The following is a 2,039-nucleotide window of genomic DNA, read 5'->3' on the forward strand; positions in this document are numbered from 1 at the left end:
CGTCACCGCACTGCGCTACGACCAGCTCGACGACTGCGGCGCCTACCTGCGCGCCCCCGAGCCGGCCACCTTCTACCGCATGCACGGCACCCTCACCGGTGCCTACGACATCCGCCACCTCGCGGTGCGCAACCGCGTGGTGCTCACCAACAAGACGCCCACCGGGCTGAACCGCGGCTTCGGCGGGCCCCAGGTCTACTACGCCCTGGAGCGGCTGATGCAGCACATCGCCGCGACCCTGGGGCTCGACCCGCTGACGGTGATCCGGCGCAACCTGGTGCCGCCGGAGGCCTTCCCGTACCGCGCCCCCGCGGGCTCGCTGCTCGACTCCGGCGACTACCCGGCGGCGGTGGAGCTGGCCGAGCGCGACGGCGGGCTGGCGGAGCTGCGCGAGCGCCGGGACGCCGCCCGGCGGGAGGGCCGCTACTACGGCATCGGTTTCTGCGCGGCGGTTGAGCCCTCGATATCCAACATGGGCTACATCACCACCGTGATGACCCCGGAGGAGCGGCGCAAGGCCGGGCCCAAGAACGGCGCGGTGAGCACCGCCACCGTGAGCGTCGATCCCCTCGGCGCCGTGAGCGTGCACGTCTCCTCCACGCCCCAGGGACAGGGGCACCGCACCGTCGCCGCCCAGGTGGTGGCGGACGTGCTCGGCGTGCCCTTCGAGTCGGTGACGGTGAACGTCGAGCTCGACACCCAGAAGGACGCCTGGTCCATCGCCTCGGGCAACTATTCCAGCCGCTTCTCCGGCGCGGTGGCCGGCGCCGTGCACAAGGCCGCCACGCGGGTGCGTGACCGCCTCGCCGGCATCGCGGCCGGGCCGCTGGGCGTGGCCCCGGAGACGGTGCGTTTCGCCGGCGGGCGCGTGCACGCCGGCGCCGATGACGGTAGCGCCTCGATGTCCTTCCACCGCGTCGCCGGCGCGGTGCACTGGGCCCCCGGCACGCTCCCGGAGGGCGAGCCGGGCGGGCTGCGCGAGACCGCGTTCTGGACCCCGCCGGAGCTCGCCGCCCCGGACGAGGGCGACCACATCAACAGCTCGCTGTGCTACGGCTTCGTGTTCGACTACTGCGGCGTGGAGATCGACCCGGTCACCGGCGCAGTGCGCATCGACCGCTACGTCACCCTCCACGACCCGGGGCGCATCCTCAATCCGCAGCTCGTGGACGGCCAGGTCCGCGGCGGCTTCGCCCAGGGCCTGGGCGCGGCGCTGATGGAGGAGTTCGCCTACGGCGACGACGGCAGCTTCCTCGCCGGCACTCTGGCGGACTACCTCATCCCCACCTCCATGGAGGTGCCGGAGCCGGTGATCCTGCACATGGAGACGCCGTCGCCGTTCACGCCGCTGGGCGCCAAGGGCGTGGGCGAGGGCAACAACATGTCCACGCCCGTGTGCATCGCCAACGCCGTGGCGGACGCCCTCGGCCGCGCGGACATCGAGCTGCCGCTCACCCCGGCGCGGGTGCGCGGCATGATCGGCATCGACGAACCGGAGCCGCCGGCCGGCCTGGAGCCCGCCGCCGCGCCCAGGGGCGGGGGCTCGGGGCTGCGCGCCAGCGACTCGGTGACCATGCCGGCGCCGCCGGAGACCGTGTTCCACCGCATGCTCGAGCCGGCGACCCTCGCCGCGATCATCCCGGGCTGCCACGAGCTCGAGGCCACCGGCGAGAACGCCTACCGCGCCGACGTCACCGTGGGCGTGGGCATGATCCGCGCCCGCTACGAGGCGCGAATCACCCTGAGCGAGCTCGACCCGCCGCACTCGCTGCGCCTGAGCGGCGTGGGCGAGAGCGCCATGGGGTCCGCCGAGGGCAGCGCGCGGGTGCGTCTCACCGCCCTCGACGACGGCGGCACCCGGCTCGACTACGACTACGAGGCCGCCGTCGGCGGCAAGGTCGCGGCCGTGGGCGCGCGCATGCTCCAGGGGGCGGCGCGGGTCATCATCGGCCAGATTTTCACCCGCCTCGCCGCGGAGCTCGGCGGTGGCCAGCCGTCGTGGTGGCGGCGTCTGGCGGACCGGCTGCGCGGCCTCGTCG

The 2,039-nt window shown here is 74.2% G+C and carries 1 protein-coding gene; it reads left to right on the forward strand.

Features of this window, described 5'->3' with window-relative positions; genetic code table 11:
- Positions 1-2,039, forward strand: a 2,039-nt coding sequence (locus G7A99_RS18670; protein ID WP_163143013.1) for a molybdopterin cofactor-binding domain-containing protein, incomplete at both ends; no start/stop codon positions are given.

It is taken from the genome of Arhodomonas sp. KWT (assembly GCF_010993615.1).